The organism is Candidatus Atribacteria bacterium, assembly GCA_011056645.1.
Lineage (GTDB): Bacteria > Atribacterota > Phoenicimicrobiia > Phoenicimicrobiales > Phoenicimicrobiaceae > Sediminicultor > Sediminicultor quartus.
Genome location: DSEL01000146.1, coordinates 1 through 5,800 on the forward strand (window position 1 = coordinate 1; position 5,800 = coordinate 5,800).

Below are 5,800 nucleotides of genomic sequence, written 5' to 3' on the forward strand. Positions count from 1 at the left end.
GATTTATATACTTGAACCTTTAGCCTGGCCATTCACGGTTATACATGCTCCTTTTATCATTGCCCTATTCTTGAGTGGATTATTTGCAGCATTTGCAGCATTAATAATCGGATTGCCCGTATTAAGGCTGAAAGGGGATTATTTAGGCATAGCTACTTTGGGTTTTGCGGAAATTATTAGAATTATTGCCAATAATCTCCCCAACATAACCAATGGAGCATTGGGAATTAAAGGGATCCCGGAATTTACTAATCTTTGGTGGTCAGTAGGGGTAGCTGTTGTTACCATTTATATAATTAAAGGATTAATTGATAGCAGTTATGGCAGAGCATTGATGGCAATCAGGGAAAATGAAATAGCTGCTGAGGTTATTGGGATTAATTTGACTTATCATAAAGTCATGTCTTTTACCATTAGCGCTTTTTTTGCCGGGGTTGCTGGAGGATTATTTGCCTGTCTGCTAACAACCATAGACCCAAAGGCATTTATGTTTGTCATGACTTTTAATATTTTGATTGTGGTAGTGATGGGCGGATTAGGTAGTATTACCGGAACAGTTTTGGCCGCCTTTTTATTTAATTTCTTTCTGGAATATCTACGTCCCATAGAAGCAGGTTTCCAAATTGGACCAGTTACCATGCCTGCGATACCTGGTTTAAGGATGGTCACTTTCTCAGTTTTACTATTGATTATTATCCTGTACAAGCAAAAGGGATTATTGGGAGGATTTGAGTTCTCCTGGGAAGGATTTTTTCACTTTTTTAACAAATTATCCACAAATAAAAAATCTTCTGAAGGGAGTACTAAGTAATGGAATTATTAAATATCGATAATATCACTATGAAGTTTGGTGGTTTGACAGCAGTGAATAATTTCAAGCTGAAAATTATCCCTGGAGAGCTCATTGGATTAATCGGTCCAAACGGTGCGGGAAAGACGACCGTCTTTAATATGATTACTGGAATATATACACCAACGATGAATAAGATTTATTTTCAAGATAGAGATATAACGGGAATGAAACCTGACAAAATTGCCAAAGCAGGCATTGCCCGAACTTTCCAGAATATGAGGCTTATGGATAACCTGACCGTAATCGACAATGTCATGATTGGTTTTCATCTTCACTTACAATCAAACCTTACCTCCGCCATTTTTAAATTTCCTAATTATGTCCGTGAAGAAGAAAGTATTTATCATAAGTCAATGGAATTATTAGAGAAGGTAGAATTAGAACACTGTAAACTGGAGAAAGCAGGAAGTCTTCCTTATGGTCAGCAGAGGAAATTGGAGATTGTCCGGGCTTTAGCTACCGGACCCAAGTTATTGCTCTTAGATGAGCCGGCAGCCGGAATGAATCCTCAGGAAACCAAAGAGTTGATGGGTTTTATTCAAAAAATCCAGGATGATTTCGATTTAACCATTTTTTTAATAGAACATGATATGAAGGTAGTCATGGGAATATGTAGAAGGATTTTAGTTATGGATTATGGAGTTACGATTGCAGAGGGAAATCCTGCAGAAATTCAAGGTAATCCGGAAGTCATCAAGGCTTATTTGGGGGTGGATGTAGACTATGCTTAAGATTGATAATTTGAATGTTTTTTTTGGTGGCATACATGCCTTAAAAGGAATTTCATTTAATGTTCCCATTGGGAAAATTGTCACCTTAATCGGAGCAAATGGTGCAGGTAAAAGCACTACTTTAAGAACCATCTGTGGCTTGATTAAACCGCAGGAAGGCAAAATAAAGTTTAATAATAACGAAATAACCAATATTCCTACGAACAAGATTGTTCAAAAAGGTGTTGCACTCATTCCGGAAGGAAGGAAAATATTCCCTAATTTAACCGTTCAGGAAAATTTAAACTTAGGTGCTTTTGCCCGGAGCGACACCAGTGAAATTGAAAAAGACCTGGCATGGGTTTATGAGTTGTTTCCTCGAGTAAAAGAAAGATTATGGCAAAAAGGTGGTACACTGTCAGGTGGAGAACAACAGATGTTAGCTATTTCCCGGGGACTAATGTCACGGCCAAAACTGTTAATGATGGATGAGCCTTCATTGGGCTTGGCGCCTTTATTAGTGAAGGAAATTTTTGATATTATTAAAAAAATTCAAGAGGATGGCATAACGGTTTTATTAATTGAACAAAATGCTTTTGCTGCCTTGAAAATTGCTGATTATGCTTATGTTTTGGAGACCGGGAAGATTGTTTTGCAAGGAACCGGAGAAGAGCTTTTAAAAGACGAGAGAGTAAAAAAAGCTTATCTCGGAGAATAAAATTATCGAGGATAAATTATATAGATTCCCTTAAAAGCAAATCATTTTTTATTATTTTACCGTAATTAGCCAGGAAGTTTTTCGCGTGTAAGGGCTATTTTTGTCAAGAGCAGTAATATTAACAATATAAGACTTTTTAATTAAAGGTTTTAGAACATCAGGGGCAAAAGAAATTTCTCGATTTTCTAGGCTAAAATCAAATTTTACTTTTGCCCCTCCCAATTTCATAGATAAAGTTTCTACATCATAATTATCATCTTCTAAAATTGCCCCTATTTTGACAAGTTGGTTAGTTTCTATTGTACCGTCATAAGGGAAGATATGTGAAATACAAAAAGGTCGTTGATTTAATATCTGGATAAAAGAATTAAAGGAATTTTGACCAAAAATTATTTGTCGATTTAGAGAAAGGGGATCGGCATTAAGAGTATTATTCATACTATTCGCATTTAGAATTCCTTCATAATCTGCCTGGATAACTACATCTTTTACTGAAGAGCTGTAAATGCCATAGGGATAGGCGAAGAATTTTACTTTTTCTCCTATTTTACTTTCTAAAATTTCTTTTGACAAAATAATTTCCTTTCTAATTCGATCCAGATAAGTCTCATAATTTTCGTTTTCCTGATATTTCAAGAGGTTGCAATGGCTTAAGGTATGTGAACCAATTTCTATGTTATTTTTAGTCATCTCTTTAATTTCTTTCCAGGTAAGACTATAGCTATTTCTTTCGATGAAATTGGTGTACAGGAAGAGAGTAGCTGGAAAGTTATATTTTTTCAAGATAGGGTAGGCTAAAGTGTACGTAGATTTAAAACCATCGTCAATGGTAATTACAATTGTTTTTGCAGGAAGCTGACCATTTCTTAGTCCTTTAAGTAGTTCAGAAAGAGAGATTACCGAATAATGATGAGCAGCTAAATAATTCATCTGATTTTCAAAGTTAGTGATATTTATTTTATAACTATCCCCTTCTCCTGCAGTGAAATCATGATAAGTTAAAATAGTGATAAGGGTATCTTCCTGAGCATAAGCAGTATTTTTTGTAATTAAAAAATTACTCTGATAAAACAAGAGAAAAATTACCATAAAGGCAGCTATAAATAATCGGAACGGTGATGGTAATTTATATTTTTTAATGGAAAAAGCAAGTAAATTTTCTTGATATAAAAACATATTATTTCCTTATATTATATTATAAAAAATTATCTTATGATATATTGTAACATACTATATCTCACTATATTTGAAGGATTTGTGAATATTAAGATTGTAAAGAACAGAAAAGTAGTTATTGAATAAGTTCCTTTAATATAGGAAATATCTCTTTTAAATCTTTGACTATAAAGTCTGCTTTATCATGATCATTATTATTTAGGCAGAATTTATTTATCCAGATAGTAGTCATTCCAATATTTTTTCCCCCGATGATATCTTTCTTGTAAGAATCACCGATCATAATTGATGCCTTTGCCGGCGAACCAGCTTTATTTAAGGCTATTTGAAAGATTTTTGGTTCAGGTTTATAAGATTTTACGTCTTCTGAAGTGGTAATAGAATCAAACATTTCTTTAATCCCAAAGACATTGAATTGAAAATCCAGATAATCATTATCTATATCACTGATAATTCCAATATGAATTGCCTTGTGATTTTTTAAGTAGTTGATAATTTCAATGCTTTCGGGAAATAGTTTTACATATTCTTTATGATTTTTGAAATAAATTTCTTTAAACCAATAGTAGTCTTCATTTGAGGGGCGGATATTATATTCTGAAAGCACTCCCATAAAAGCTTTTCTGGTAGATTCACGAAGAGGGGTAAAGGATTTTTCTTTAGGGTTTGTATCTCGCAAAGTCATTTCCTTGGTAAATAGGTAAGAATTGTATTTGATTACCATATTTTGCGGGGAGGCAGGAAGATTATATCTTTGAATAATCTCTTTCATCATATGTAAATGAGCAATATTATCACTTTCAGCACACATTAATGTCCCACCAAAATCAAAAAATATTACTTTATATTTTATCACTTCATTATTATTTGTTTCTTTCATCTTCATCCTCCTTTTATTTAACATATTTTATCACTATTTTAGCCGATACACTAATTTAATAAACAGATTATTACTGAGGGCAATAAGAACTTATTCTTTTACTTTTATAAGTAAGAGAGAAGTTATCAAGGCAAAAGTCAATCCAGCCCAGAAGGGTGATGAAGGGCTAAACTGCAATTTTAAATATCCTCCCAAGGAAGGTCCAATCGATCCAACTAAACCAGTACAGGTACCGATAAAACCAATTACCAACCCTCTTGATTCTCGGTGTGTGATATTGGCCAACAATGAACCATAAGCAATATAACAACTCTGAAAAAAAATATATAAAATAGTAAATAGAGCGATAGTTATCCACCAAAGAGAACTCAAGCTCCACAAGATCATAAATATCCCCAGTCCCAATCCACTATAGGATAATACATTTTTGCTTCCCCATTTATCAATTATTTTTCCTCCCCACATACTGTAGATAACTGCCGCAAACCCTCCTAATGCAAAAAGTAAATTTATTTTAGACTTATCCAAATTTAGTATTTCCTTAGCATATAAAGAAATGAAAGGTCCATTTGTGGTAAGATTAAACAAAAGAAAAAGAGAAGAAAGAGCAAAGATAACATACAAATATTTTTTATTAAATAGGTTTTTAAAAGAATCAAATATATTTAATTTCGTACGGTGGTAATGTGTCTCTTTTAACCAAACTATTCTAATCAAAGCACAGAGAAAAGTAATTAAAGAATTAAGATAAAATAAGTATTTTATTGAGATTCGTGGAATCAATATCATCCCCATAGCTGGACCTATGGTGATACCTAAAACTACAAATAATTCAAATTCGCTATAGGCTCTACCCCTTTTTATTTTTGGAACAGATTCGGCAATCATGGAATAGAAAGAGGGTAATTGAAGAGCACTCAGGCTATTTGCAATGGTGAGAAAAATGATTAAAGTGATCCAATGAGAAGAATTACCAGCCAAAAAATATAGAAGGGGAAAGAAAAAGCTGGGAATAATTATTAACAGCTTACGGCCAAATTGGTCAGAAAGTATTCCTCCCAAGAGTTGTATCAAAGTAGATGATAGGGCAAGTAAGCTATAGGAGAAACCCACTTGAAAATCATTTGCCCCTAATTCCTGAAGATAAATAGGGAGAATAGGATACCAGCTAAAAAAAGCAATTAGAATAAACAGAACTGTTAAAGATAATACCGAAACATTTTGGTCAATAAATAACGATTGACGGAGTTTAATCCAAAATTTCATTAAGAGGCTCCTTAAATTAATCGCAAAGCGAATAGTGAATAGCCGTTAGTATATAGTATGCCAGTTAACCGGTTTATATTGGTTGATTAATTTATTACTAATTCTTCAAATTCTTAAAAATATTCATTTCTCAATCAGAGTTAATCGGGCAACTAAATCTACTTGCTGTGCGCTAACCCACAGATACTATTTACGAA

At 33.4% G+C, this 5,800-nt stretch carries 6 protein-coding genes; 3 read left to right on the forward strand and 3 right to left on the reverse strand.

Going from position 1 to position 5,800, the window contains the following annotated elements; translation table 11 throughout:
• The 3 genes from ENO17_05610 to ENO17_05620 form a co-directional block, all read left to right on the forward strand.
• Nucleotides 1-811, forward strand: an 811-nt coding sequence (locus tag ENO17_05610) for a branched-chain amino acid ABC transporter permease (protein HER24502.1), incomplete at its 5' end; no start/stop codon positions are given.
• On the forward strand, nucleotides 811-1,584 hold the full coding sequence (locus ENO17_05615) for an ABC transporter ATP-binding protein (GenBank protein ID HER24503.1): 774 nt from the start codon (nucleotides 811-813) through the stop codon (nucleotides 1,582-1,584). The genes ENO17_05610 and ENO17_05615, both read left to right, overlap by 1 nt.
• Nucleotides 1,577-2,281 carry an ABC transporter ATP-binding protein gene (locus tag ENO17_05620; GenBank protein HER24504.1) on the forward strand — a complete coding sequence of 235 codons (705 nt, stop codon included), beginning with the start codon at nucleotides 1,577-1,579 and terminating at the stop codon, nucleotides 2,279-2,281. Before ENO17_05615 ends, ENO17_05620 begins: the two co-directional genes overlap by 8 nt.
• A gap of 51 nt (nucleotides 2,282-2,332) precedes the next feature.
• Here the strand turns inward: ENO17_05620 and ENO17_05625 are convergent, their stop codons facing one another.
• From ENO17_05625 to ENO17_05635, 3 genes are all read right to left on the reverse strand, one after another.
• The gene (locus tag ENO17_05625; protein HER24505.1) at nucleotides 2,333-3,457 is read right to left on the reverse strand and encodes a polysaccharide deacetylase family protein; all 1,125 of its coding nucleotides are present in this window, start codon (nucleotides 3,455-3,457) and stop codon (nucleotides 2,333-2,335) included.
• A gap of 115 nt (nucleotides 3,458-3,572) precedes the next feature.
• Complete coding sequence (locus tag ENO17_05630) at nucleotides 3,573-4,361, reverse strand: HAD family hydrolase (protein HER24506.1); 789 nt, start codon at nucleotides 4,359-4,361, stop codon at nucleotides 3,573-3,575.
• A gap of 66 nt (nucleotides 4,362-4,427) precedes the next feature.
• Nucleotides 4,428-5,603 carry an MFS transporter gene (locus ENO17_05635; GenBank protein ID HER24507.1) on the reverse strand — a complete coding sequence of 392 codons (1,176 nt, stop codon included), beginning with the start codon at nucleotides 5,601-5,603 and terminating at the stop codon, nucleotides 4,428-4,430.
• Nucleotides 5,604-5,800: the final 197 nt, after the last annotated feature.

Excerpts from the sequence above, each read along its gene's own strand:
- ENO17_05630 (HER24506.1), bottom strand. The coding sequence starts at position 4,361 with ATGTTAAATAAAAGGAGGATGAAGATGAAAGAAACAAATAATAATGAA.
- ENO17_05635 (HER24507.1), bottom strand. The coding sequence starts at position 5,603 with ATGAAATTTTGGATTAAACTCCGTCAATCGTTATTTATTGACCAAAAT.
- ENO17_05620 (HER24504.1), top strand. The coding sequence starts at position 1,577 with ATGCTTAAGATTGATAATTTGAATGTTTTTTTTGGTGGCATACATGCC.
- ENO17_05625 (HER24505.1), bottom strand. The coding sequence starts at position 3,457 with ATGTTTTTATATCAAGAAAATTTACTTGCTTTTTCCATTAAAAAATAT.
- ENO17_05615 (HER24503.1), top strand. The coding sequence starts at position 811 with ATGGAATTATTAAATATCGATAATATCACTATGAAGTTTGGTGGTTTG.